Source organism: Labrys methylaminiphilus subsp. lupini, assembly GCF_051161885.1.
In the GTDB taxonomy this organism is placed as follows: domain Bacteria; phylum Pseudomonadota; class Alphaproteobacteria; order Rhizobiales; family Labraceae; genus Labrys.
The window spans coordinates 1,776,517-1,801,576 of sequence record NZ_JBMDIH010000002.1 but is presented as its reverse complement, the minus strand read 5'-3'; the positions used below and the strand labels follow the sequence as shown (position 1 = coordinate 1,801,576).

At 57.9% G+C, this 25,060-nt stretch carries 24 protein-coding genes and 2 pseudogenes; 17 read left to right on the top strand and 9 right to left on the bottom strand.

Annotated features, from left to right (window positions below; translation table 11 throughout):
• The first annotated feature begins 20 nt into the window (after nucleotides 1-20).
• Nucleotides 21-791 (top strand): DUF6065 family protein, encoded by a 771-nt coding sequence (locus ACN6KF_RS33940; RefSeq protein ID WP_434961266.1) that lies wholly within the window; start codon nucleotides 21-23, stop codon nucleotides 789-791.
• 9 nt (nucleotides 792-800) lie between these two features.
• Nucleotides 801-1,841 (top strand): DUF6065 family protein, encoded by a 1,041-nt coding sequence (locus ACN6KF_RS33935; protein WP_434961265.1) that lies wholly within the window; start codon nucleotides 801-803, stop codon nucleotides 1,839-1,841.
• A 248-nt stretch (nucleotides 1,842-2,089) separates the two neighbouring features.
• Here the strand turns inward: ACN6KF_RS33935 and ACN6KF_RS33930 are convergent, their stop codons facing one another.
• Nucleotides 2,090-2,716 carry a L,D-transpeptidase gene (locus ACN6KF_RS33930; RefSeq protein WP_434961264.1) on the bottom strand — a complete coding sequence of 209 codons (627 nt, stop codon included), beginning with the start codon at nucleotides 2,714-2,716 and terminating at the stop codon, nucleotides 2,090-2,092.
• Between the two features lie 1,002 nt (nucleotides 2,717-3,718).
• On the opposite strand from ACN6KF_RS33930, the gene ACN6KF_RS33925 reads away from it, so the two are divergent.
• The 3 genes from ACN6KF_RS33925 (at nucleotide 3,719) to ACN6KF_RS33915 (ending at nucleotide 6,016) form a co-directional block, all read left to right on the top strand.
• Nucleotides 3,719-4,435 carry a response regulator transcription factor gene (locus ACN6KF_RS33925; protein WP_434961263.1) on the top strand — a complete coding sequence of 239 codons (717 nt, stop codon included), beginning with the start codon at nucleotides 3,719-3,721 and terminating at the stop codon, nucleotides 4,433-4,435.
• A gap of 371 nt (nucleotides 4,436-4,806) precedes the next feature.
• Nucleotides 4,807-5,235: an SLOG family protein gene (locus tag ACN6KF_RS33920; protein WP_434961262.1), complete on the top strand. Its 429-nt coding sequence runs from the start codon at nucleotides 4,807-4,809 to the stop codon at nucleotides 5,233-5,235.
• A 133-nt stretch (nucleotides 5,236-5,368) separates the two neighbouring features.
• Complete coding sequence (locus ACN6KF_RS33915; protein WP_434961261.1) at nucleotides 5,369-6,016, top strand: LuxR C-terminal-related transcriptional regulator; 648 nt, start codon at nucleotides 5,369-5,371, stop codon at nucleotides 6,014-6,016.
• A 43-nt stretch (nucleotides 6,017-6,059) separates the two neighbouring features.
• Here the strand turns inward: ACN6KF_RS33915 and ACN6KF_RS33910 are convergent, their stop codons facing one another.
• The 3 genes from ACN6KF_RS33910 to ACN6KF_RS33900 form a co-directional block, all read right to left on the bottom strand.
• Nucleotides 6,060-6,758, bottom strand: coding sequence for a DDE-type integrase/transposase/recombinase (locus ACN6KF_RS33910; RefSeq protein ID WP_434961378.1), 699 nt, complete (start codon nucleotides 6,756-6,758; stop codon nucleotides 6,060-6,062).
• Nucleotides 6,759-7,029: 271 nt separating this feature from the next.
• Nucleotides 7,030-8,832, bottom strand: coding sequence for a mechanosensitive ion channel family protein (locus ACN6KF_RS33905; RefSeq protein WP_434961260.1), 1,803 nt, complete (start codon nucleotides 8,830-8,832; stop codon nucleotides 7,030-7,032).
• 28 nt (nucleotides 8,833-8,860) lie between these two features.
• Entirely contained in the window at nucleotides 8,861-9,268 is a 408-nt protein-coding gene (locus ACN6KF_RS33900) for a hypothetical protein (RefSeq protein WP_434961259.1), read from the bottom strand.
• A gap of 305 nt (nucleotides 9,269-9,573) precedes the next feature.
• Between ACN6KF_RS33900 and ACN6KF_RS33895 the strand changes: the two are divergent.
• A pseudogene (locus ACN6KF_RS33895) lies at nucleotides 9,574-9,728 on the top strand (IS6 family transposase); the annotation flags it as partial.
• 83 nt (nucleotides 9,729-9,811) lie between these two features.
• Here ACN6KF_RS33895 and ACN6KF_RS33890 read toward each other — a convergent pair.
• The 4 genes from ACN6KF_RS33890 to ACN6KF_RS33875 all read right to left on the bottom strand — a co-directional run bounded on the left by ACN6KF_RS33890 (nucleotide 9,812) and on the right by ACN6KF_RS33875 (nucleotide 12,848).
• The gene (locus ACN6KF_RS33890) at nucleotides 9,812-10,582 is read right to left on the bottom strand and encodes a sulfotransferase family protein (protein ID WP_434961258.1); all 771 of its coding nucleotides are present in this window, start codon (nucleotides 10,580-10,582) and stop codon (nucleotides 9,812-9,814) included.
• 101 nt (nucleotides 10,583-10,683) lie between these two features.
• Nucleotides 10,684-11,523 (bottom strand): glycosyltransferase family protein, encoded by an 840-nt coding sequence (locus ACN6KF_RS33885; RefSeq protein WP_434961257.1) that lies wholly within the window; start codon nucleotides 11,521-11,523, stop codon nucleotides 10,684-10,686.
• 500 nt (nucleotides 11,524-12,023) lie between these two features.
• Nucleotides 12,024-12,302: a PqqD family protein gene (locus ACN6KF_RS33880; RefSeq protein WP_434961256.1), complete on the bottom strand. Its 279-nt coding sequence runs from the start codon at nucleotides 12,300-12,302 to the stop codon at nucleotides 12,024-12,026.
• A gap of 126 nt (nucleotides 12,303-12,428) precedes the next feature.
• Nucleotides 12,429-12,848: a hypothetical protein gene (locus ACN6KF_RS33875; protein ID WP_434961255.1), complete on the bottom strand. Its 420-nt coding sequence runs from the start codon at nucleotides 12,846-12,848 to the stop codon at nucleotides 12,429-12,431.
• A gap of 510 nt (nucleotides 12,849-13,358) precedes the next feature.
• Here ACN6KF_RS33875 and ACN6KF_RS33870 point away from each other — a divergent pair.
• The 10 genes and pseudogenes from ACN6KF_RS33870 (at nucleotide 13,359) to ACN6KF_RS33825 (ending at nucleotide 22,788) form a co-directional block, all read left to right on the top strand.
• On the top strand, nucleotides 13,359-13,679 hold the full coding sequence (locus ACN6KF_RS33870) for a hypothetical protein (RefSeq protein WP_434961386.1): 321 nt from the start codon (nucleotides 13,359-13,361) through the stop codon (nucleotides 13,677-13,679).
• A complete protein-coding gene (locus tag ACN6KF_RS33865; protein WP_434961254.1) occupies nucleotides 13,636-13,902 on the top strand; it encodes a DDE-type integrase/transposase/recombinase in 267 nt (88 codons plus the stop codon). The genes ACN6KF_RS33870 and ACN6KF_RS33865 overlap by 44 nt, the downstream gene beginning before the upstream one ends.
• Nucleotides 13,886-14,643: pseudogene (locus ACN6KF_RS33860) on the top strand (SDR family oxidoreductase). Before ACN6KF_RS33865 ends, ACN6KF_RS33860 begins: the two are co-directional and overlap by 17 nt.
• 374 nt (nucleotides 14,644-15,017) lie before the next feature.
• A complete protein-coding gene (locus ACN6KF_RS33855; protein WP_434961253.1) occupies nucleotides 15,018-15,845 on the top strand; it encodes a phosphogluconate dehydrogenase C-terminal domain-containing protein in 828 nt (275 codons plus the stop codon).
• Nucleotides 15,846-15,988: 143 nt separating this feature from the next.
• Nucleotides 15,989-17,338, top strand: coding sequence for an MFS transporter (locus ACN6KF_RS33850; protein WP_434961252.1), 1,350 nt, complete (start codon nucleotides 15,989-15,991; stop codon nucleotides 17,336-17,338).
• A 93-nt stretch (nucleotides 17,339-17,431) separates the two neighbouring features.
• Complete coding sequence (locus ACN6KF_RS33845) at nucleotides 17,432-18,373, top strand: D-ribose ABC transporter substrate-binding protein (protein ID WP_434961251.1); 942 nt, start codon at nucleotides 17,432-17,434, stop codon at nucleotides 18,371-18,373.
• Between the two features lie 89 nt (nucleotides 18,374-18,462).
• Nucleotides 18,463-19,122, top strand: a complete 660-nt coding sequence (locus ACN6KF_RS33840) for a DUF2291 family protein (protein ID WP_434961250.1) — start codon at nucleotides 18,463-18,465, stop codon at nucleotides 19,120-19,122.
• Entirely contained in the window at nucleotides 19,119-20,699 is a 1,581-nt protein-coding gene (locus ACN6KF_RS33835; protein WP_434961249.1) for a sugar ABC transporter ATP-binding protein, read from the top strand. Before ACN6KF_RS33840 ends, ACN6KF_RS33835 begins: the two co-directional genes overlap by 4 nt.
• Nucleotides 20,696-21,760 (top strand): ABC transporter permease, encoded by a 1,065-nt coding sequence (locus ACN6KF_RS33830; RefSeq protein ID WP_434961248.1) that lies wholly within the window; start codon nucleotides 20,696-20,698, stop codon nucleotides 21,758-21,760. The genes ACN6KF_RS33835 and ACN6KF_RS33830 overlap by 4 nt, the downstream gene beginning before the upstream one ends.
• Nucleotides 21,760-22,788 (top strand): Gfo/Idh/MocA family protein, encoded by a 1,029-nt coding sequence (locus ACN6KF_RS33825; protein ID WP_434961247.1) that lies wholly within the window; start codon nucleotides 21,760-21,762, stop codon nucleotides 22,786-22,788. Before ACN6KF_RS33830 ends, ACN6KF_RS33825 begins: the two co-directional genes overlap by 1 nt.
• Nucleotides 22,789-22,845: 57 nt before the next feature.
• Here the strand turns inward: ACN6KF_RS33825 and ACN6KF_RS33820 are convergent, their stop codons facing one another.
• Nucleotides 22,846-23,568: a transcriptional regulator NanR gene (locus ACN6KF_RS33820; RefSeq protein WP_434961246.1), complete on the bottom strand. Its 723-nt coding sequence runs from the start codon at nucleotides 23,566-23,568 to the stop codon at nucleotides 22,846-22,848.
• Between the two features lie 206 nt (nucleotides 23,569-23,774).
• Between ACN6KF_RS33820 and oiaX the strand changes: the two genes are divergently transcribed.
• Nucleotides 23,775-25,043 (top strand): 3-oxo-isoapionate-4-phosphate decarboxylase OiaX, encoded by a 1,269-nt coding sequence (gene oiaX / locus ACN6KF_RS33815; RefSeq protein ID WP_434961245.1) that lies wholly within the window; start codon nucleotides 23,775-23,777, stop codon nucleotides 25,041-25,043.
• Nucleotides 25,044-25,060: the final 17 nt, after the last annotated feature.

Below are 25,060 nucleotides of genomic sequence, written 5' to 3'. Positions count from 1 at the left end.
ATTCAACCGGAATCTTCACCATGCAGGCGCCGAAGCTCGAAGGCTTTTCCATCCATCCCAATCCTGCGCGACTGGTCGCCGCCCGCAGCGAGCGCGAGTGGATGGATCGGACAAGCGATCACTATGCCTATCGCTGCACGCCTTTGGCCATCGCCAATGCGACAGGCTGGGAACTGCTGAATCCATCGGGCTTCTCGGCGACTTGGACCGGTGGCAACGGCCGCAACGACATCATTTTACGCCCACACGTCCCCGGCGAGAAATTGCATCAGACTGGTTTCTTCTTCGGCCACGGCATCATCAGTTTTCACCCCGGCTATCTGTTCCGCACCGATCCGGGGTGGGTCGTCTGGGTTCGTGGCTCGCCGAATCGTTTCAAGGACGGCATCCACCCGCTCGATGGGGTGGTGGAAACGAATTGGCTGCCCTTCACCTTCACCATGAATTGGCGGTTCACGCGGCCCTGTACGGTGCATTTCGAGAAGGACGAGCCCTTCTGCTTCCTGACCCTGATGCCCAGCGTGACGATCGAGGATGTCCAGCCGGTCATCCGCCCGCTTGAAGAAGAGCCCGATTTGCACAGGGAATATCTCATGTGGGCCAGCGAACGCAGCAAATTCAGCGCGGCCAAGGACGCCGGTGATCCTCTCGCGGGCGAGCAGAAATGGCAGAAGAACTATTTGACCGGCAAGTCACCGTCGGGAAAAAGCGTCGCCGACGCCGATCATCGCGTCAAGCGGGGGCTCAACCAGCCCGTCTTCGGCTGCCCCGTGAACCATGGCCCGAAGTGAGAGCGCCGCATGAGTGATCTGGCGATCAGCGCACCGCAACTGCAGTGCTTTTCCGTGATATCAAATCCGCCTCGTCTCGTGCCGGGTACCGCCGAGCGCGACTGGATGGATTTCACCAACCAGCGTTTTGCCTATCGTTGCACGCCCTTGACCATGGCCAACACCACCGGCTGGGAGCTTTTGAATCCGACCGGCTTCTGGGCAAGCTGGACGGGGCTCAACGGCAAGGACGAGGTGATCCTGCGTCCGGACGATCCCCGGGCTCCCATGCACCATGTGTCCCTCGGTTTCGGCCATGGCATCATCACATTTCACCCGGGCTATCTTTTCCGCACGGCGCCGGGATGGATGACGTGGGCGCGCGGTGCGCCTAATCGCCTCAAACATGGCATCCAAGCGCTCGACGGCTTGGTGGAAACCAGCTGGGTACCCTTCACCTTCACGATGAACTGGAAATTCACGGAACCGGGCACGGTCTATTTCGCCAAGGACGAGCCGTTCTGCTTTATTACGCTGGTGCCGAGCCTGCCGATCGAAAGTGTTCAGCCGGTAATTCGCCCGCTAGCGGACGACCCCAAGCTCGAAAGGGAGTACAACATCTGGCTAAGCGAGCGCACCAAGTTCAACATCGGCCTTGCCCAGGGGGATCCGATAACCTTGGAGCAGAAATGGCAGAAGAACTATCTCATCGGTAAGTCCCCGAGCGGACGGACGGTTGCCGACCAGGATCACCGCATCAAACGCAGTCTCAAGCCGCCGGCTTCTGCCGACAAGCTCGAAAGGAGCGAGATCGCGGAGATGCCTGCCCAGGTGACGCCGGCGTTGGAGAGAGAGAAACCCGTCCCGGCTATCGTGATGCGCCAGGCCTTCCCTAGTTTCCAGTCCGCCTTCGGCATGCCTCCGCACGAGCCAACGCAACTGCCAAAGATTGCCGAGCCTTCGCATGCTCGATTGGAAAAACCGGCAAAGCCGCCACGCAGCAAAAAGGCTCCTTCCGGAAATGGTTCTAAAACAGGTAGGACTGGGAAGGCACCCAGATCCAAGAAGTAAGCTCGCAAAACTTGAAAGATGAACGTTTTACATAGTCCACCGATGTCCATTCATACCGAGAGCCATTGAAAATGACTCTCGGTTCCGTCTCGCGGTTTCCGCCAAGTCATTGATTTGGTATCGAAAATCGCGAGGCGCTCAAGGCTCGCATGCGTCAGCATCTTCGCGACTTGGTATCAGGCGCGATTCTTGCCGTATGAGATGCGGCAACCAAATGTCCAAGCGGAAATATAACTTCGCTATGCCACTCAATACACCATGACACGCGTTCCATTGGGAACGCGGCTTGCAAGATCGATGATGTCGGCATTGCTCATGCGAATGCATCCCGAAGAAACCGGCATGCCGATACTGAAGGGATCATTGGTGCCGTGTATGCGATAAAGAGTGTCGGCTCCATTGGCGTAGAGATAGAGCGCCCGGGCGCCAAGGGGATTTTCGGGCCCACCAACGGTTTTCTTCACGCGAGGATCCCTGCCACGCATGTCACTTGGTGGGTTCCAATCCGGCCATTCGGCCTGATGATTGACATAGACCGCTCCCCTCCAGGCAAATCCGTTACGCCCGGTCGACACAACATAACGAATTGCCTTGCCGTTGGAGAGGGTTAAATACAGAAGGTGCCTTTGTGCATCGATGACGATTGTGCCCGGTGGTGCCTTGGTTGGACTGTCAACGACCGTTCGTGCGTAAGCCGGGTTTGTTCTTACATTAGGCAGCAAAGCCAGGAAACGGGCATCGCGTTGCGACAACCCGCCCGCTATCAACTGTCCGGACGCTGATTGCGAAGCCGTTGTGGTCATATTGGGAGCGCAGCTCACCAATACAGCGCCAGCAGCAGCCGAAACGAGAAGACGCATCAAAAAAACCATCATATTTTCTCGCTTCCAAAATAGCTTCGTTCTTTTTTCGAGGTGGACGTAAGGTATCTAGAAAAATATTCTATATAAAATTGAAAGTAAAGCCACAGAATCAAAATTATTATTGGAAGTTGGATTTCAAGTGCTTTTGCGATCCGATAGTTGGCGCCCACTCCGCACCTGTTGCTGCGGTGCCTCGGCTTTCCGGCTTTCGTCACTAAATGCCCGCGCGCGGTTTCACCATTCAACGCAAAAATAAACCAACTCTATGGCTGTGGCAGGAAGCTGATCATCATCGATGAGCTTCCTTAGTCATCACGGAGGGGATTTGAACAAAGTACCCTAGGTGTATCTCTGGTGGTCGAATGCACGTTCGAATTGTGTAATGAAGATACACTATATGTCAGAATGTGCCATTTAGTGATATTGTGAAGAATTTTGGTGGAATATAATCTATAGTGTCCATCGGACGTTCGGAATCATGTGTTTTTTGGATCAATATATATGTATAAAAATCCTAGAATAAATTCAAAGTACAACTTTAAATTTAGAATAACTGCCATGAATTACCAATTTTCTTTAGAAGATTGTGCAGATGTTGCTGTTGTGCGCTCGAGGTCACGTCAGACATCGCCGGTGCCGTAGCGTATTCGTTTGGTTGCCTAGCGGCTGCTCTACGTGTCGCGTTTGGCGTGGCCGTGATTAAGCGGTTGCTGCGCCCGAGAGGGTGGTAATCGATCCGGCTGGAAGCGCGAGCTCGCAGCTTCTTGTCCTAATAGTGGCGGTGACTTTGTATCAGTGAAAATTGCTTGCTTGGATTTCTGCCTGCGCACTAGCGTCGTTAATTCCAGCATCAATGCCATTTTAGCGCTGAAAGTACCACTATTACCTTCAGAAATATCCCGTTTAAACGAAGCAAAAATGAATCATGGGCGAATCATCTAATAGTCTACATGAACGATAGGTGGAATGTATACTAGAGGGGAACTGTGAAGTTCCCGCTTGGAAAGGAATTCGATGATCGCAAGAGAGGCTAAACAGGGTGACGTCGCGATCTCTCCTCTCGTTTATCTTGTTGACGACGATGAGGATTTTCGCGATGAAATGGTGTCTGGCCTGTCCAGATTGGGCTTGAACGTACATGGGTTTGGCAGCGCTGCGGGCCTGTACCGGGCCTATGCTGCCCTGCCATCCCAGATCGTGATCCTTGACCTCAACCTGGGCGATGAAGACGGCCTGTCCGTAGCGGCGCATTTGCGAGCATCGCAACCAATCGGCATCATCATCGCCACGGCGCGGGGTTCTATCGACGACCGCGTTGCCGGCCTTGAGAAGGGCGCGGATGCCTATCTCGTCAAGCCGATCGACGTTCGGGAACTGGCCGCCACCGTGGTGGCGCTCCACAATCGCATTAACAGGGATCGCAAGCTGCCGGCGTCTCCTCAGGTCCCGCAATGGGCCCTGGTGGAAGGGGGGTGGACACTCGTTGACGGGCTGGGCCACCGCCTGCGCCTGACCGTCTCCGAGCAGCGCCTCCTGGGATGCCTGTTCAGGGAGCGCGGCAACACTGTCGAGAGGAGCGTACTCGTCGAAGCCATGGGAGCGGACGTCTATGACTTCAACTATGCCCACCTTGATACCATCGTCAGTCGCCTGCGCCGGAGGGCAAAAAAATCCGGCATGCTTCTACCTTTGCATGCCATCCGCGGACTGGGCTTTACGTTTGCTGAATAGAGGATGCGTGCCTTTCCGTTCAAAGAACGAATAGGCTTTTATGGAAGCGAGTTGGACATGGGGCGCTTTGGGATATGCCTCCAAGACAAGGAGTGTCTGAATCTGCCAGTTTATGAGATTGTGAATAACAACAATGTAAATTATGATTTAGTATATATCGGCCTACAAGAGCAATTCTTGCGCAATAAATTGGTCTACAGCAGAAGTCGGCTTGTATCCGTGGCTCGAATTTTAATGTGTTGCGATGGTTGCAATGATATGGATAAATTTTAGCGGATGTCTTGATAATAAGACGCAAATTCAATTATTACCTAAAAATTAAATGTAGATACAGAATGTTTTGGTATAGGTGGAAATAGGTTTTGAATAACATGTCTCATACGTTGCTTGTATCTACGCAGAACGATGATAATTTCCTGCCACCTTATCATGCTGATGCGCAAGATATACAGAATGTAGCGCTCTGTGGGAGCGCTTTTTTTTATGATGAAGCGCGTATATTCAGGATAATGGACGAAATAAAATACAAGTTTGGCATATTTCGTCTGGTGCGAGGCAAAGAGGATCGTGTCGGAAAAATAACTGATAAATGGTCTCAGCAAAACGGCATTAAAAATATCACGGAGCGGATTTCTTGGTTTAAGCATGGCGGCGTTGCAAGAGCAATGCGAGATGAGCATATACTAAATAAATATTCACCAATATTAGTAGTTTGCTTTATTAGTTTGAATAAATATCCAGATTTATACAAAAGATCAATAAAAAATTATGTAAACGTAATAAAATTCTATTTTCCTTAATATTAAATTTGTAAAAATATTTAGTGATTTTCTCTTATAGTCAACGCATTGGTTGTTGATCTCGTATAGGAAAATATATCTAAAGAGGTCGGCGGTCGTATAAAGGGTAGTCTAATCTAATGAGGGCATGGGGATGTCTGCTATCGATACAATTGTTGTCGTGTGTCCACTGGCCCTTTGGCGCGACTGTGTTGGCCGAGTTCTCGCTACTGAGTTTTCTGATGTTCCAGTCCTGACTTTCTCCGACCTGCTCGGGTGGTGCGCTGTTAGGGATTGGCACGGCCGTCTTCCATTGCTGGTTATATTCGAAATTGGAAATAGTATAAATTTTGACGACCTTCGTGAAATAATTGCACGTAAGTTGGTAGCAGATATTATTATTATCTCTGATAATGGTAGTTCTTCTAGAATATTTGAAGCGATAAATCTTGGAGTAAAGGCCTATATTCCTAGTGACCAAACCCTTGAGATTGCAATTAAAGCAATACGATTGGCAGTGGCCGGGGGCGTGTTTTTGCCTTTTTCCTCATTTCTTATGGATAAATCGACGTGCAGGCCCGCTCTGGTCCGTACACAATCGAGAAGCTGTTTTCGACTTTCTCGGAGAGAATTCGAGGTTATTGGAGGTATTAGTCGCGGTAAATCTAACGCAGCGATAGCTCGAGATTTAAATATAGCGGAAGCAACAATTAAAGTTCACGTCAGGAATATTATGAAAAAGATGAATGTAAACACAAGAACCGCTATTGCTTTCAAATCAAAAGAAATGCCATTATCTTGAGTATTAATCAGGGAATTAGGTATGTGCATGAGTGCGTACTTTACTAGTTGCGTGTTTGATGTTTATGTTCGGAGTCAGAGGCTGTTTGGAAAATCGATTGTGGCCCTCGCCATTCGGCAGGCGCAGGTCTTCGATTTTCCGGTCTGGCGCAGGATCTCATTGGCGCCAATGGTGTTGTCAGACTAACACTAACTTGTCTCGGCCAGCTGTATGAGGGCCTACCGGAGCTCGGTTTAGGCCGCGATGGCCCGCCACTCGGCCAAGGCGCTGAGCGTCTCTGCTCATCGATTTTTCGGCTGACGAGGTGGCGCTCCGAATTAAAGTGATTGTAGATTCGGCTGTGGACGGCGACGAATTTCCGGGGCGTCTTCGTCCTTCGGAATTTGAGCATCGCCGCTTCTCGTCGTCGAAACGGTTGGTGTGAATTCTCCGCCCGGTTGTTCTTCCATTGGCCGACTTCTCGGCGTTTGAGGTTCCCGATTTCCCTGATGGCCGCGCTATAGGAGCGCAACCCGTCGGTGACGATAATCTCAGGACGGTCGTAGCGCCTCACGGCTTTCTTGAGGAATCTTAAGGCGCCAGCCTTGTCTCGCGTTTTGCTCACGAAGAACTCCAGCCCCTCTCCCTCATGGTCGACGGCCCGCCAAAGATAATGGAGCTCGCCGTTGACCTTCACGAAAACCTCGTCGAGGTGCCAGCGCCATCGGCTGAAATCTCGAGCCCTTAGCCGCCTCTTGCGGATATCGCCCGCAAACAGCGGGCCAAAGCGGTTCCATCAAAATCTCACCGTCTCATGGCAAATGTCGATGCCGCGCTCATCCAGCAGGTCCTCCACTTTCCGCAATGACAAGGGGTAACGCACATATATCATCACTGCCAGGCGGATCACCTCTGGCGACGAGTTGAAATAGCGAAAAGGATTGGGTTTGGGGCGCGCCACCCTCGCTCTTCTCTACCCTCCCAGGCCGGCCTTGACAATTTGCTCTGACAGAACCTTTGCAACACACCCAGGCTCATCCGCCCATCTGCGGCACTTGAAGCGGCTTCGGCACCAGCTTGATGTTATTCTCCTGAAGCCTTGCCCGCACCTTCGAAAGGATTGCCTTGCGGATCTGGAATTGATGCCCGGCTCTCGCCTTGTACTTCGCGCGGATCACCAACGTCCCTTCTTCGAGAGCGCCAATGCCCTGGCTCTTGAACGGCTCGATGAGGTCGGCGTTCAGTGCCGGGTCCGTGGCGATCTCCTGCCCGATCTCCTTGAACAGTTTGCGCACGAGTTCGACGTCGGTGTCCAAGGCGACCCGGAAAAGCATCTTCTCAATGACCCATTCGCGGCTGAAGTTCTGAATCTTTCCGATCTGCCCAAAGGGAATTGTCGCAACAGGACCGCGCGGGTGCCTCAGAGAAACCGATCGCAACGAAATTCTCTCGACGGTGCCCTTGGCTCCGGAGGTCTCGATATATTCGCCGTGGCGGAAGGCATCGTCGACAACGAAGAAGAGACCCGCCACCACATCCTTGACCAAGGTTTGCGAACCAAGGCCGACCGCCAGGCCGAAAATCGACAGGCCCGTGATGAGCGGCCAGACGTTGATGCCCAGCATGACCAGGATCGTCAGGGCACCTAGCGTCAGAAGTGCGGCCTTGGCGAGGCCCACGAGCACAGGCCCGACGGTGGTCAGCCGCGTGCCGATCACCGCTGTACCGGCCTGCGGCTGGCCGGGCGCGTGAGGCCTGATGCCTGCGGCCATGATGGCCACCCAGTTCCAGCAGAAGGCGATGACCAGTACGAGCATCAGCATTTCGGCGGCCTTCAGCAAGACAGTGCCTCGAGAAACGCCGGCGACATCCAGAATGGGCAGGAGCCAGAGCGTCGCCAGGATTGCGAGAATCGATGCGGCGACCACGATGCGGAACGTGCGCCACAGCACGCCTCTCAGTTCGCCTCCCTGCGATCGGGCCGCGCGCCAGCCGCGCCGTTCCATGGCAATGTCGAGATGTGGACCAGCGAGTACGAGAAGAAGCGAAAGCACCAATGGCCCGCCCCGCATTGGCCTTCCGAGTGTCATGGCCAGTTGGATGGAGACAAAGGCGAGCACGACGAGCGCCACCACGAGCCAGGGCCAACTCGCGGCGAGCTTCCGGCGCAGCGATCCTGTTGTGCTGCCGAAAGATAGAGCTCTCACCACCAATGCGCGATGGCGAACATACGTCGCCGCGACCATCAGGGTGAACGGCAACGACACGGCGAAGGTGGCAAACAGGTCTCGCAGTGGATCGGCGGCACTCCATGCACGCAGACACGCCAACACCACCAAGCCGGCGGCCGCGATACCGATCGAGATCGCGACGTCACGGCGCCAGGGCCAGCCAACCGACTTGCGCCCGGCCATCAACGGCAAACAGATCGTGGTCGCCAACGCTGCGATCGCGGTGCAATTCAGTAAAGCGCCGCGGAGCACTGGCTCGGTGACGAAACTCAGCAGCACGGCCCAGAACGTCAGCATCACGATCATGCCGGCAGCGAGCAAAGCGACTGCACGCAGCACTGGCCCGGCCTTCCGCTTGCCGACGATCAGCCTGGCAATCGCAGCCGTCGCAAGAACGGCAGCCAAGCAGGTTGCCACCACGCCGACAGCCAGCAGCGCGGGACTGTAACCCGCGACTTCAAGTCCTTGCAGGAAATCACGCCACCCGCCTGGGGCCGAGAGCCACCCCGAGAACCTTGCCGCCAGTCCGTTTTCAATGAGGGCGGTGAAATGACCGAGTATTGCCGATGCAGCCTCGATCTCGTCCATCTTGGAATCAGCAGCCATAATTTCTCTCGTGCACAAGCCGATGATCTTAGACGCTATGAAGCACCAAGCCCTGAACGGTCGTGGTCTGGGAACGCAGCTTCACCGAGGAAAAGAAGGGATCTGGCAGCGCGCTCGTTGAGGTAACCTGGAAAAACCGCCCGTCGACCAGAAAGCCCCAGCGGCCGACATGCATCTCCAGGGAGGCTATCATCGCGCCGTTGAGCTCTTTAAGCACATCGTGGACGCTCAAGTTGATGGCGGCGGCGGGAAGGTTGCGCTCTTTCCGTTGATCGCGGTCGCCCAGATATAGCTCGTGATGAAGAAGTTTGGGCCCGACGCGATGAGGGGCTGGTGCGGCGGGGGAGGCTGAGAGAAATCGGAAGCCCAAGCTGGCGTTAGCAATGATGCCGAAATCAACCCGATGGCGAGATTGCGCACTGTTTTCCCTTGGCATTTCACCGTCGCCGACACGCTCCCGCGAGCAGGGGCCGTTGCACGAGGGGGGGCATGGCCGACGTCCCCGGGAGGCGGATCGTTAGCGCAAGCTGACACCCGCGCCCGGCCGATCGTTTCGGACCGACAGATGGACCTTGTCCGGGGCATTTCGGACATTGGCCGGTCGCCGGTCTTGCCATTTCGCGCCATTCGCCAAAGCGTTTGCGGTTGGAAGCAAGCGCCAGGAGTTGCAAAGGTTGGGTTGCAAACTTTCTGGAAACCCTCTGATGCCTTGAGGCCAACTCCCTTTTCGGAGCGTGTTTCATGTTCAAAGGCTGCCATTTCGATCGCTCTGGGATCCTGCTATGCGTGCGGCGGTATCTGCCTATGGCTTGAGCTTGCGGGATCTGAAGGAGATGATGGCCGAGCGCGGCATCAGCGTCGACCATTCAACAATCCACCGCTGGGCGAGCAATTACATTTGTAGTGCTCTTTATCTGCAGGAACTATCATCCGTCTTCGCTACAATCCAATACCGCCCCGTCTAAGTCACCTTCGTAGTCTACAATGAACAGGGGAGACGCAACTCAGGTTCTCGTAGAGAGTAGCCAAAAACATTGCAGCGCGCTTCTAGAAGCCGCTCGGTGCCAATTGACAAGCCTGACATATCGCGTTTCCAGTCGTCGAAATAGCGTTTATTGATCCCGGTATGAACGTTTTGCCTCAGATCAATAGAAGGCACATCCAACCAAGAAAAGATTCTATTTAGATGTAACTTTGGATTACCAACCAGATCTTCATAATGCAAAACATAATAATGATGCAAATGAGATCGATCCCGTAGAAACCGCTCATAGCATACCAAAGCGTGTTCGATAAGCCAAGGAACAGGTTTAGTGTTCCAACCTCGCTGCCTAAGGGCATATGAAGTCGCGATAGGATGGCGTAAAATAATCAAGAACCGCGAATTGGGAAAGCAATATTGCAGATAACGCGTCCGGATCAGATTTGCTGGCGACTTCTCTACGAACAATGGCCTCGATGAATCCCAATGAATTCCCCATTGCTGCCACAACCGTTCGGCATCAACCGGATTTGCTAGAGAATGACTTTCGTCCATCGCCGAGCCCGTGTAAAATCCGAAATTTCCCACACCGCCGAGCTCCTGATCAATCGGATATACAGTTTGCAGATGTTGCCCTTCATCGTGCGATGCGCCGGTGCTCTCAAAACCGCTGATCATCGGATGAGAGCGCAGGATGCTATGGAGCAAAGTTGTTCCACTTCTGTGTACTCCTCCAATGAAAACGATTTTTTTATCAATACGTCGCACAGTCTCTCATCCGCCTAGATTTTCAGTCCGCCCCAACTACCCAGTGTATTGCGCCCGCAGACTTAGGGGGCCGTAAATTTTGTGAGAATACGACAGCTTTGCTAGCGGCAAATTTGGCACATCCCGACGTCGCGGCTACTTCGGTTATTCGTTTGCATGTATGATTTCAACCTGCGGAAGCCCCAGCACTGCGCATTCATGTCCAGCGCCATTATCCCCAGGCCCTCAGTTTCAATCTCTCCTCGGCCCCAATAGGGATGGCGGGGTCGGATCCTCGGATTGGCGACACCGTAAGGAAACGGTGGAAAGATCAATCCGTCACGATGTAGGTCTGCTTTGACGAGAAGCATCGTTCCTCCAACTGCATCTAGGCGAACGATGTCCCGGTCTCGCAGACTATCCATCGTTTTAGTGCCGTGGTCGCACCAGGCGTTTAAATCGAAACTCGGACCCCCTCGCTTCTTCACGCAATGCGGATGGACGATCTCAAATTGCGTAGCTAACAATTGTTGAATTATATCTTCAGGAAAATCTATGACGTCGGCATCGAGCCACAAAACCCACTCCTCGTTGCGGAGTGCACGAAAGAGCAGTTGATTGCGAGCTCGTGCCAGGATGCAGCGTCTAAATTTCTGGATTTCAGGAGCCCATCTCGGCACTCCTGTCGGAATTCGGAAACCGAAATCTCGCTTGACCATCGTCACCGCGGCAGCGCGGAGTTGAAACACAGATTCAAATCCAAGAAGAGCTTCCCAGGTCCCATCCAAGCTATCACTTTCGAGGAAGCCGATCGATAAACTGTCTTTGGGCCAATCCAATCGCTCGATACGTTGGACATACCCATCCAGATGAGCACGGGCATTCTTGATCGGCGTCAATGTTAGGACGGATGGACGGCTCGTTGCGTCCTCTGCGGTAGCCGTTGCGAAGGTCGATGTCACGTTTTTGCACCAATGCTAGGATAGACGAAATATGCTGCGATGATCTTTGCGCGCCCGGCTAATGCGCGTAGCCCTTGGAAGTCCTGTCTCGGAGAGGAGACTGGCGACTTGCTCCTCTCCATGGCTCATTCCGACCTGCAAGATCAAGTCGATCGGTCGACCCGCGCGTATATTGGGCTATCCAAAAGTGTTAACATGTGATTATTTCTCCAGACGAAGAAAATAATCACAATATATAATCTTGTTCCATTGATATTGTGCTATCACATCGATTGTCTATACTCACGATAGATCGTTTCTTTGATATTTTATACCAAATTTCACTCTGATCTTTCGTTAAAAATACTAGATCGGAAGGCGCAGTGGCTTAAAGGGGTGGCAATATATTGCAACGTAAGCCGATAGACTCCGGTTGCGACAGAGTGGCGCTGCACTGGATGAGAGTAAATACGGCCCACGTACCCGTAAATCACATCGCATGAGGCTGCAACACACCGCCCTTAAGGAAAGGATATAATTAAACCCTCACGAGCTAGAGATACGAGGCAGGCCTCGATATCTGCGCTCGGCTTGGTTTTTAGGCCAAACGATTTTTGAAAGTACTCAACAATATCATCATCACTGTGTTTCCCATCGCAAAGCTCAAATACGATGGCAGCAGAAATATTTAAAAAATGGATATATTCGCCGTCCTCGCCGTAAATTACATACCCATCAGGCGTATTCCTGCATTCGAAACCCAAAGATTTCTTATAGAATCTTGAATTTTCTCGTGTCACGCAACCCTCCTATTATTGGTCGTCAAGCTTCGTCGGCGACGTACAGATCTTCAAAATCAGTTATTCACAGTCACGATATCGGTGAACCCAACTTATATGGGCGGCTCCTCTAGCCAGTAATGCGGCTTATGAACTTTTTTCCGCAAAAGCTTTGAAAGCCCTGGCCGGACAGCTTTGCTCGTCGGCTTGATCTGTCGTGGACGCATCGCCTTTATTCAGGCCGGCCTCAGCATTAGGCACCGCACGCCCGTTGATGGACAATACCCGTTCAACCACGCGCCCGTCGCCGTCTACGCGGATCATCGCGACGATTTCGCAGGTTTCGTTATGCGAGCAATGTCTCTGAGCGCTCGCCTTGGCCGGGATGTCAGCCTCAAGAAAGCAGATCGACCGTCCATCCTTTTCCACGGCCGAGCCAGCCATACCAGATCCGGAACTAAAAACACCGGTATAGACGAAGCGCTTAAGCTGGGGTTCGGCCGAAGCGGTGCCAATAGAACACAACAAGCATCCAAACAGGTAGGCGATAAAATGAAGTCGTGGCATCGATTCTCCCTACGGAAGCCTAATTTTCTTACCTAGGCATGACAAGACATATATTTCTTAAAATCCCTGGATTTTGCAATATCTCGTGAGGCCCGTCTAAATGACGGATCGTGGTGCTTGGGGGACACTTCGTGGTCGTGCGCGGCGGCGCCATGCAGATCCGAGCGCAGATCGAGTTCGAGATATTCCAGTCGCAGATCGTGCGCCCTAAGCGCGGCCGCGCTTGAAAGGATTGAACTGCTGGGGCCTGGACGGCAATTCGCCAAAATGGGCTCAGTTGCTTGGCATGATGTTTTGTTGCCTGAGCCCTCTTTCGAGGTTGCCGGTGGGCGCGCCGCCCCTAGGCAAAGGCCGCGAATCCTTGCTCGGATCGGGTCGCGGCTGTTTCGATCGGGTCGCATCTATTTCGAGAAGTGACACAGGTGCACGTGGTGACCTGCTGGTCGTGTTGCAAACTTTCTGAAAACCCTCTGATGCCATGAGGCCAACTCCCTTTTCGGAGCGTGTTTCATGTTCAAAGGCCGCCATTTCGGTCGCTCTGGGATCCTGCTATGCGTGCGGTGGTATCTGACCTATGGCTTGAGCTTGCGGGATCTGAAGGAGATGATGGCCGAGCGCGGCATCAGCGTCGACCATTCAACAATCCACCGCTGGGTCGTTCATTTTTCGCCTGCGTTGCTGCAGCGGTTCAACCATCGGAAACGGCAGGTCGGAAGCAAGTGGCACATGGACGAGCCGAAGGGCAGCGCGGAGCAGCAAGACCTATATCAAGCTCCGCAGTCAGTGGATGTACCTTTGCCGCGCCATCGACAGCGTCGGCGACGCCGTTGAATTCTGGTTCAGCCAGCACCGTGATCTGCTGGCGGCAAAGCGCTTTCTGCGCAAGGCGTGTGCAGCGCCATGGTCGACCCGATCGTATCGCAATCGACGGGAGCTAGGCCAACCGGGAAGCGATTATCTCTTGCGATGCCGAGAGCCGTTTGCAGGATCGATCGCACCGAGCATTGAAGGGGATCCGCATCCACAAGAGCCAATATATGAACAACAGGATTGAACAGGGGGCCGCCCAAGGCATTGGGCTGGCGATGGTTCGCGCCTTCGTGCGCGAAGGGGCTGGCGTTTTCCTCCTTGATCGGGACGAGAAGCTGCTTGCCGGTGTCGGTGACGAACTGGCGGGGCAGGGGGCGCCCATCGCCTACCGGGCCGTCGACTTCACCGACGAGCAAGGCATTGCACCGGCCGTTTCACAGGCGGCGTCGGCGATCGGCGAGATCAACGCACTCGTCAACAATGCCGGCATCAACGTTTTCGCCGAGCCATTGCAGACCACGAACGAAGAGTGGCAGCGATGCTTCGACGTCAATCTCAAGGGAGCCTGGAATTGCTGCGAGGCGGTCCTGCCGGGAATGATCGCGGCGGCGGTGGCGTCATTCTCAACATTGCCTCGACACACGCCCTCACCATCATTCCCCATACCTTCCCCTATCCCCTGGCAAAGCACGCCTTGCTCGGCATGACCAAGTCGCTGGCACTGGAATATGCCGGCTGCAATGTGCGGGTGAACGCGCGCGAGCCCGGTTATGTCTCGACCCAGAAGGTGATCGACTACTGGAACAGCTTCCCCGATCCCGAGGCCGCCAAGGCGGAGACGCTGAAGCTGCACCCGGGCGGGCGCATCGCCACGCCTAAGGAAATCGCGCTTGCCGCGCTCTTCATGATTTCCGACGAATGTCCTTTCATGAACGCGGCCTGCCTGACCGTCGACGGCGGCCTCTGCGTCCAGCAACACCCCTGAGTATCCGGCGCTCTACGATCAAGAGTCTCGGCGATCTTTGCGCCGATGCAACCACTCCTGCCACGTCCGAAATATGCTCCATCGATGACAACGAAAATCTTTCGGCTTTGCCGGAGGCCATGCACTCGGCTGTTCACGGGCGCTTGCCCCCGAAATAACGAAATTCCTCCTAAGATATTGATAATGCGGTAGAAAACACACTTTCTTGCGGCGTCTCTGCATGCAGGGAAGCCGCCGCGATGTCGGCAGCACCGAGGCGAGGTCCATGGATCTCGGCCGAAAAGGAAATTTTGATATCGTGTCATGCCACAAGTGATGATTGACTCATCATACCAGTGGATCTATAAGCCACCCGAACTCGGGAGGAAATCTGCATGACGACGATCGCGCTCTTTGGCGCCGGCGGAAAAATGGGCTACCGGCTGGCCAGCAACCTCAAAGCGTCGAGCTTCGAGGTCCGGCATGTCGAAGTGAGCGCAGCAGGCCAGGAGCGCCTCAAGACCGGTCTCGGCCTTGACAGCGTAGCGCCGGATGCGGCTCTGGAAGGCGCCGATGTCGTCATCCTCGCCGTGCCTGATACGCTGATCGGCAAGGTGGCCGGCGGCATCGTCGACAAGCTCGAGCCCGGTACCATGGTGGTGGTGCTCGACGCTGCCGCACCTTTTGCCGGACATCTGCCCGATCGCCCGGACCTGACCTATTTCGTCACCCACCCCTGTCATCCTCCGATCTTCAACGACGAGACGGAGATGGCCGCCAAGAAAGATCATTTCGGCGGAATCGCTGCCAAGCAGCATATCGTCAGCGCCCTGATGCAGGGCCCGGAGAGCGCCTATGCGATCGGCGAGGAGGTCGCCAAGGTGATCTGGGCGCCGGTCATGCGTTCCCATCGTGTCACCGTCGAGCAGATGGCGTTGCTGGAGCCGGGCCTGTCGGAGACCGTTTGCGCAACCCTTCTGGTGGTGATGCGGGAGGCCATGGACGAAGTCGTGGCCCGGGGTGTACCGCACGAGGCAGCTCGCGACTTCCTGCTCGGCCACATGAACGTGCTCGGCGCCGTGATCTTCGACGAGGTCAAGGGCGTGTTCTCCGATGCCTGCAACAAGGCCATCGCCTTCGGCAAGCCGGCCCTGATGCGGGACGACTGGAAGCGCGTCTTCGAGCCGAACGAGATCGCCGACAGCATTCGCCGCATCACCTGAACAAGACCCTGCAGCAGCCGTCACCTTTGGTGACGGCTGCTGCATTCGACCGGGCTTTTCGACGAGCAGTCGAGCAGCCAAACGTCGGCGTCCTCCACAAAAGAACAAGCAGGAGGGGACGCCTGGCCTCATGGGGAGGAAAAATGAGTCCGAATACCCTCGCGATCAGCTCTATCGAAACATCGGCCATCCGTAAGGCCACCTGGCGCCTGGCGCCGTTCCTCGGGCTGATGTTCTTCATCAATTTCCTCGATCGGACCGCGATTTCCTTTGCCGGTCCGCACGGCCTGACGACGGATCTGGGGCTCACAGCCACTCAATTCGGGTTCGCCGCCGGCATCTTCTTCATCGGCTATATCCTGCTCGAAATTCCCAGCAACCTGGCCCTGCACAAATTCGGCGGCCGCCGCTGGCTTGCCCGCATCATGGTGACCTGGGGCATCGTTTCACTGCTGTTCACCTGGGTCAGCGGGGTCACCGAGCTCTATGTCCTGCGCTTCCTGCTGGGCATTGCCGAAGCTGGCTTCTTCCCGGGCGCGATCCTCTATCTCAGCACCTGGGTGCCGGCCCGCCACCGGGCCAACATCCTCGCCCTTTTCTACATCGCGCAGCCGATGACGACCGTGATCGGCGCGCCGCTGGCTTCCTCCCTGATCCAGGCCCATGGCTTTTTCGGCCTCGAGGGCTGGCGCATCATGTTCTTCGGCGTCTCGATCCCGGCCGTCCTGGTCGGCATCGTCACCTGGTTCTATCTGCCGGATTCACCCAGGGACGCGAAGTGGCTCAGCCCGGAGGAGAAGGCCTGGCTCACCGGCGAACTCGCCCGTGAGGACAGCACCAAGCGCGAGCCGCACAATGGCTCGATCGCAGCGGCCCTGTCGAGCGGCCGGGTCTGGATGCTGGCGTTCATCTATTTCGGCATGATCTATGGCCTCTACGCGCTGGCCTTCTTCCTGCCCACCATCGTTTCCGGCTTCGAGGCGAAGTTTGCCACCAAATTCACGGTCTTTCAGGCCGGGTTGGTCATTGCCGTTCCCTACCTTCCCGCGGCCATCGCGCTCTATCTGTGGAGCCGGGATGCGACCAGGCGCGGGGTTCGGGCCTGGCATATCGGTATTCCGGCCCTGATCGGCGCGATCAGCATTCCGTTGGCACTCTACATGCCATCGCCTGAGACCACGATTGCCTGCATCACCGTAACGGCCTGCGCCATCTTCTCGGCCCTGCCGAATTTCTGGTCCCTTCCAGGGCGTTTCCTGTCGGGCGCGGCGGCTGCCGCCGGCATCGCCCTCATCAATACCATCGGCAATGTGGCCGGCTTTGCCGCACCCTATGTCACCGGCGCGGTCAAGGACTACACCGGCCTCTACCAGGCCCCGATGATCATCGTGGGAGCCTTCATGCTGCTCTCGGCCATCCTCGCCTTCCTCGTCGGACGGGAGATCAGGAAGGGCGGAGAGGTCTCGCAGGCCTACGCACCCCTCAAGCCATGAGGGCGCATTCGCACCGATAGCCAAGAAAGATCCGCCGGACACAACCGGCGGCCATTGCGGACTGAACCGTCGACAGACAAATGGGAGGACGACATGAGCTTGAAACGACTTTTACTGGGCGCTGCGCTTGCCGGCGTGATGGCATCGGCGGCGATGGGCACGGCCCTGGCCGCTGACCTCATCGCCATCATCACGCCCTCGCACGACAACCCCTTCTTCAAGGCGGAAGCGCAGGGCGCCGAGGTCAAGGCGAAGGCGCCCGGCTACGACACGCTGGTGCTGGTGCATGACGACGACGCCAACAAGCAGTCGCAATTGATCGACACCGCCATCGCTCGCGGCGCCAAGGCCATCATCCTCGACAATGCCGGTGCCGCCGCCACAGTGGCCGCCGTGCAGAAGGCCAAGGATGCCGGCGTGCCCTCCTTCCTGATCGACCGCGAGATCAATGTGGCCGGCGTCGCCGTCGCCCAGATCGTCTCGAACAACTATCAGGGCGCCCAGGCCGGCGCGCAGGAGTTTGTCAAGCTGATGGGCGAGAAGGGCAATTATGTCGAACTGGTCGGCAGGGAGGCCGACACCAATGCCGGCATCCGCTCCAAGGGCTATCACGACGTCATCGACGACTATCCCGACCTCAAGATGGTTGCGCGCCAGTCCGCCAATTGGAGCCAGACCGAGGCCTACAGCAAGATGGAGACCATTCTGCAGGCCAATCCCGACATCAAGGGCGTGATCTCCGGCAACGACACCATGGCGATGGGGGCGATCGCTGCGCTGCAGGCCGCTGGCCGCAAGGATGTGATTGTGGTCGGCTTCGATGGGTCCAACGATGTGCGCGACTCCATCAAGCAGGGCGGCATCAAGGCTACGGTCCTGCAGCCTGCCTATCTCCAGGCCCAGACCGCCGTCGAGCAGGCCGACACTTTCATCAAGACCAAGAAGGGCCCCGCGCAGGAAAAGCAGCTGATGGATTGCGTGCTGATCACGCCCGACAATGCCGGCAAGCTCGAAACCTTCGCGCTGGCGAATTGACGCTGCGATGAAAGATGCCCGGGGCTGCCTCGCTGGGGGCGTCCCGGGCCTGTTCCTGATCCCGACAATCGAGGCCGGAGCCAAAATCCATGCCCAGGCTTGCCAACAGGCTGATGATCGCCGCCATGGCGCTCGCCCTTGCAGCATGCAAGATCGTGCCGACCGTCGAGGTTGAGGCCGCCCGACAGACCGGCGCTTCGGGCGCAGGACCCGTCTTCGACCCGGACAAGGCTGTCGATGCGATCTGGTCAGCCAAGGTGTTGCCCTATCTCACGGCGAAGGCGGGCAACTTTGCCGTCGTCCGCGACCTGGTCGCGAGGAACGCGGACGAGGCCGGGCAGAAATACGGCTATCGTGCCAAGGAAGGCACCGTGCCCTGGGCCTATGTGGTCAAGGCCGAAGGCCGCATCGTCGCGGCGAACACCGGTTCGCGCGCCGCCACCATCGACGTCGATGTCGACAGGGACGGCAAGGCCGACATGGTGGTGCAGATCGGTCCGGCCCTGCGCGGCACGACGCTGCGCGATAGCCTGGATTTCGTGTCCTTCAACGCCTTCACGAACCAGATCGAATACGCCCAGTTCGGCAAGGCCTTCAACGCCAGGGTCAACGCGGACGTACTGCAGGCCCTGCCGCGCGAGCACCTGGTCGGCCGCTCCGTGACGGTGCTCGGTGCCTATGTGTTCGAGCCGGGCGGCAAGCCGCCGCTGGTAACGCCCGCCGAACTGAGCCTCGGGGCAGCGTCATGACGGGGGAAGGCCATCCTGCGACGCCCGATGACGACCTGGTGCTGCGCCTTGAGGGCGTGTCGAAGGTCTATTCCGGGACGGTTGCCGTCAGGCATGCCGATTTCGATGTGCGGCGCGGCGCCGTGAACGTGCTCGTCGGCGAGAATGGCGCCGGCAAGTCCACGCTGATGAAGATCATAGCGGGGGTCGTGCAACCCACCGACGGGCGCATCCTGCTCGATGGCAAGCCTGTCACCTTCCGGGATGCCGGCGAGGCAGTGGCCCATGGCATCGGCATGGTGTTCCAGGAGCTCAACCTGTTCGGCAATCTCTCGGTCGCCGAGAACATCTTCGCCGCCCGCGAAATCGTACGGCTGCCCTTTGGCATCGACCATCGCGCTCAGGAGCGCCGCGCCGCCGAATTCCTGGAGCGGCTCGAGGCAGGCATCGATGCCCGCACGCCGGTGGAGGATTTGCGCATCGGCCAGCAGCAGCTGGTCGAGATCGCCAAGGCGGTGGCGCAAGATGCCCGCATCCTGATCATGGACGAGCCGACCTCCGCCCTCAGTTCCGCCGAGGTCGAGATCCTGTTCCGTGTGATTGCCGACCTCAAGGCGCGTGGCGTCGCCATCGTCTACATTTCCCACCGGCTGGAAGAGCTCATCCGCATCGGGGACTACATCACTGTGCTGCGCGATGGCCGCGTCACCGGACAGGAGCGCATCGCCAATGTCGATGTGCCCTGGATCGTGCACCAGATGATCGGCTCCGATGCCAAGGACTTCGCCAAGACCGAGGATCACCCGCTCGGTCCGGAAGTCTTTCGCGCGGAGGATATCTGCCTGCCACGCGTGAGCGGCGGATTCGCCGTCGACCATGTCTCCCTGTCGGTCAGGCAAGGCGAGATCGTGGGTATCTACGGATTGATGGGAGCCGGGCGCAGCGAATTCTTCGAATGCGTGATGGGACGCCACCGCCACGCCACCGGCCGCCTCTTCGTCGACGGCAAACCGGTGGCGGAAAAGGACGTGACGGGGCGCATCCGCCGGGGCCTTGCCCTGATCCCGGAAGACCGCCAGCGCGAAGGGCTGGTCAGCATCCTGTCGATCGCCGCCAACCTGTCGATGGCGGCCCTCGGTCGCTTCCTCGCCGGCTTCCATATCCGGCGCGCCCGCGAGCAGGACGCCATTCGCGCTGCCGTCAGGGACCTGTCGATCAAGGTAGCCGATCCCGAACTGGAGGTGAGCTCCCTGTCAGGCGGCAATCAGCAGAAGGTGGTGATCGGCAAGGCGCTGATGACCGGCCCGAAAGTGTTGCTGATGGACGAGCCTAGCCGCGGCATCGATGTCGGCGCAAAGGCCGATGTCTTCCGCACCATGCGGCGGCTCGCCGCCGACGGCCTCGGCATCCTGTTCGTGACTTCCGACCTCGACGAGGTGATGGCGCTGTCCGATCGCATCGCCGTGATGAGCAACGGCAAGCTCACCGCCCTCTTCGAGCGGGCCGAGGCCACGGCCGCCAAGGTGGTGGCCGCCTCCGCGCTCGGCCATGGCCCTGTTCCTTCCCCCTCTTCTACAAATCACGGAGCGCCGGCATGACAGTCGCGCAGGACACCTTGAACCATCCGTCCGCCGGAAACGGCTCGCTTGCCCTGAACCTGATGAAGCTGCGCACCTTCATTGCCCTTTTCGCGGTGCTGATCTTCTTTTCGCTGGCGGCGCCGAACTTCCTGAGCACCGCCAATCTCATCTTGATGTCGAAGCATGTGGCGCTGAACGCGTTCCTGGCGATGGGCATGACCTTCGTCATCGTCACCGGCGGCATCGACCTGTCGGTCGGATCGATCGTGGGCCTGTGCGGCATGGTCGCCGGCGGGCTGATCCTCAATGGCCTGGACCTGCGCATCGGCTACACCATCTTCTTCAACATCTATGAGGTGATGGCGATCACACTGCTGGTGGGTATCCTGATCGGCGCCGTCAATGGGCTGCTGATCACCAGGCTCAACGTCGCGCCCTTCATTGCGACGCTCGGAACGCTCTACATCGCCCGCGGCCTGGCGCTTCTTTCATCAGATGGCGCAACCTTCCCCAATCTGGTCGGGCGCCCCGATTTCGGCACGCAGGGCTATGCCATCCTGGGGGCTGGGCGTCTCCTCGGCTTGCCGGCCTCGGTCTGGATCCTCGCCGTGTTGGCGCTGGCTGCCGCCTATATGGCGCGCTGCACGCCGCTCGGCCGCCACATCTTCGCGGTTGGCGGCAATGAGCGAGCCGCGGGTCTGTCGGGCATCCGGGTCAACCGGGTGAAGCTCTTCGTCTATATGTTCTCGGGCTTTTGTGCCGCCGTCGTCGGCCTGGTCGTTTCCTCTGAATTGATGGCTTCGCACCCCGCCACGGGTGAAAGCTTCGAACTCAATGCCATTGCCGCAGCGGTACTCGGGGGCACCTCGATGTCCGGTGGCCGCGGCACCATCGGCGGCACCATCATCGGTGCCTTCGTCATCGGCATTCTTTCGGACGGGCTGGTGATGATGGGCGTCAGCGAATTCTGGCAGATGGTGATCAAGGGCCTGGTGATTGTCATCGCCGTAGTGGTGGACCAGGCCCAGCGCCGGCTGCAGCAGCGCGTTGCCTTGCGCCAGATGGCGAGGCTGGCCTGATGGCGTCCTATCGCGGTGCCCTGGTCGGTTGCGGCTTCTTCGCCATCAACCAGCTTCATGCCTGGCGCGACGCCGAAGGAGCCGACATCGTCGCACTCTGCGATCGCGATCCGGTGCGCCTTGCCCAGGCCGGTGAGCTTTTCGGCATCGACAGGCGCTACGGCGATGCCGAGCAGATGCTTCGGGCTGAGAAGCCGGACTTCGTCGATATCGCCACCACCGTGGCGAGCCATCGCCCGCTCGTCGAGCTCGCGGCGAAGATGGGAATTCCCGTCATCTGCCAGAAGCCCTTCGCGCTTTCGATCACGGATGCGCGTGCCATGGTCGAGGCTTGCCGCCTCGCCGGCGTGCCGTTGATGGTGCATGAGAATTTCCGCTGGCAAAGTGCCATCCAGGCCGTCAAGGCTCGCCTCGACGCCAATGTCATTGGCCAGCCCTTCTGGGCGCGCGTCTCCTTCCGCTCCGGCTTCGATGTTTTCAGCGGCCAGCCTTATCTTGCCGAAGGCAAGCGTTTCATCATCGAGGACCTCGGCATCCACATCCTCGACATCGCCCGCTTCCTGTTTGGCGAGGTGACGCGGCTGAGTGCACGCACCCGGCGCGTCAATCCCGACATCAGGGGCGAGGATGTCGCGACGATGCTGCTCGACCATGAGTGCGGTCTCTCCTCGGTGGTCGATTGCAGTTATGCCACCAGGCTGCCGGTCGATCCTTTTCCCGAAACCCTCGTCGAAATCGATGGTTCGACGGGTACGCTGCGGCTCGGCGCAGGCTATCGGCTCGTCGTGAACGGGCCTGGCGGGCAGGAGAAGGTCGATCTGTCGCCGCCTCTGCTGCCCTGGGCCTCGCGTCCCTGGCACAATATTCAGGAGAGCGTGCTCGCCATCCAGCGCCACTGGCTGCATTGCCTGCGCAACGGCAAGGAGCCTTCCACCTGCGGGCGGGACAATATCGCAACGATGGCCCTGGTCGAGGCGGCCTATGCCAGCGCGTCCACTGGCCAGACGATCGAGATGGCCTCGATATGACGCCGCGCAACCATTGATGCGCGACCTGTCCGTGCTGCCTACGCCCCGCAGCGTCGTTCAGGCCGACGCCGTGGTCTGGTGAACGTAGAGCGAGGCGGAACGATCGAGGTGCCTGACCATCGCCTGCTCCGCCCCGTCCGGATCATGGGCGATGATGCGGTTGAGGATGTCCTCGTGCTCGGACAAGGTGTAGTTCTCCTTGCCGGTCCAGATCAGCAAATCGGTGTGGTACTGCTTCAGCCAGCCGAGCATGGCCTCGCTCATCGCCTCGAACAGCGGGTTGCCGGAGATGGCGGCGATACGCGTGTGGAACAGCATGTCCGCATTGATGAAGGCATCCGCGTCGCCAAGGCTCTCGCGCTGGCGGGCCAGGGCTTCCTGCAGGCCGGCAACCGCCTGCGCATCGGCCTTCTGCGCTGCCTGGCGCACCATGCCCAGTTCGAAGAAGCGGCGTGCGTCCTTCAGATGCTCCAGCGAGGTCGGGGAGCTCGACAGGAGCACGCTGGCAGCATCGTCGACCTGCTGGAAGATCGACCTGGCGGTGGGCTGGCGAACGCGCGCCCGCTCGCCGTGGGAGATGGTGAGCAGGCCGAAGATGCTGAGCTGCTGCATGGCTTCGCGGATGGCGGGACGGCCGACACCGAGGCGGTCCATCAATTCGCGCTCGGAAGGGAAGGGGTCTCCTGGCTGCAACTCTCCGCTGGTGATCAGCGCCTTGAGGCGGTCGAAAACCTCATCGGAGAGCTTGCGACGGACAATGCGTTGATCGGGGAGGGGCATGAGGCATTCCGATTGAGGCAGTAGGTTCGGCGGTCTTTGCCGTCTGTTCTTCCGTGAGGCAAGGCCGCTGCTGCAACAGTGCCACCGCTGTCCGGAAACAGACAAGGCGAATTTCCGTTGCTTCGACTTAAGTCATGATATACTCATCATACCTGTTAAGCAATTCCAGGCCGGGCGCTGCGAGCGCCCCAGACTGAATGGGTGCCATGTCCGTCATCCGCATGACCTATCGCATCGAGACGGCCGGCGACATCGAGAAGCTGGCCGCCAAGATTGCCAGCGATCAGTCGACCGGCACCTTCGTCAGCCTGCCGGGCGAGACGCCGGAGCTCAAGGCGCGTGTCGCCGCGCGCGTCGTGGCGATCCGGCCGCTGGAGGCCCTTGAGGTGCCGTCGATCCCCGATCCCTCCGCGCAGGCCGGCGCCGTGTACAAGCGTGCCGATGTCGACATCGATTTTCCGATCGAGGCGATCGGCACCGATCTGGCGGCGTTGATGACGATTGCCATCGGCGGCGTCTATTCGATCAAGGGATTCAGCGGCATCCGTGTCACAGGCATGCAATTGCCCGCGGCCTTCGCGGCTGCCTATCCCGGCCCGCAATTCGGTACGGCCGGCACGCGCCGGCTGACCGGTATCGCCGACCGGCCGGTGATCGGTTCCATCGTCAAGCCAGCGCTGGGGCTGCGCCCGCCTGAATCGGCCGGCCAGGTGCGCGAACTCGTCGAAGCCGAGGTGGACTTCATCAAGGATGACGAGAAGCTGGCAAGCCCGGCCTATTCCAGCCTCGAGGATCGCGTGAAGGCGATCATGCCAGTCATCCTCGATCATGAGCAGAAGACCGGCAAGAAGGTGATGTATGCCTTCGGCATCTCGCACAGCGATCCCGACGAGATGATGCGCAACCACGATATCGTCGTTCGGGCCGGTGGCAATGCCGCTGTGATCAACATCAACTCGGTGGGCCTCGGCGGCCTCTCTTTCCTGCGCAAACGCTCGCATCTTGCCTTGCATGCCCATCGCAACGGCTGGGATATCCTCACGCGGCACCCCGGCCTCGGCATGGATTTCGAGGTCTACCAGCAATTCTGGCGACTGCTCGGCATCGACCAGTTCCAGATCAACGGCATCCGGGCCAAATATTGGGAATCGGACGAATCCTTCGTGCGCTCTTTCAAGTCGGTGACGACGCCCTTGTTCGAGGGCGAGGTCTGCCCCATGCCCGTCGTGTGTTCGGGCCAATGGGGCGGTCAGGCCCCGGATACCTATGCCCGCACCGGCCGGACGCTCGATCTGATCTATCTGTGCGGTGGTGGGGTCGTCAGCCATCCCGGCGGCCCGGCAGCGGGTGTGCGCGCCGTTCGCCAGGCCTGGCAGGCGACCGTGGAGGGCGTGCCACTCGAAACCTATGCACGCGAGCATCGCGAACTCGCGCAGTCCCTGCAGAAATTCGGCGCCGACACCGATGCGTCCTGAAGCTTCCAAGGAAAGAA